A 424-nucleotide genomic window follows, 5' to 3' on the forward strand; every position below is an offset into this window, starting at 1 on the left:
CTATCAGCCATGCGGCTGTTCGCCTGTCGCGTTCGTTCTCGGTAATCATCGGCTCATTCCCCATCCCCTGCTTTGGGTTCGTTTGTATCGTTGGCTTATCGTTTGGCTGGTTGATTCAAGATTTCGCTCTGCCGTTGCCGTATTTCGCTCTGCCGCTCTAACTCGGCTGCCAAGCTCGCTAGCTGCTGCGCTAAACTCGTGTTTTCCTGCTCTAGCTCTGCCAACCTTTCGCCCAAGTGCGTTAAGGCTTTCATCATTCGCTGCTCGATTGCTGCGTGATTGCTCTCTAATTCCGCTAACGCGTCCAGCATTCGCTTCTCGGTCGCTACGCATACCCGCGTTGCTTTGCTGTTCTCGACTGGGCAATTTTCCAGTGTCAAACCTTTGGTCTTGGTTTCCAACAGGTCTAGGGTGCGCTCTGCTT

The 424-nt window shown here is 53.3% G+C and carries 1 protein-coding gene; it reads right to left on the minus strand.

What is annotated here, in order from left to right; translation table 11 throughout:
• Positions 1 to 95: 95 nt before the first annotated feature.
• The coding region (locus HCX50_RS19670) for a hypothetical protein (RefSeq protein WP_443189887.1) at positions 96 to 424 on the minus strand (329 nt) is incomplete at its 5' end.

The sequence above is a fragment of the Microbacterium sp. B19(2022) genome (assembly GCF_012030385.1).
Lineage (GTDB): Bacteria > Actinomycetota > Actinomycetes > Actinomycetales > Microbacteriaceae > Microbacterium > Microbacterium oxydans_B.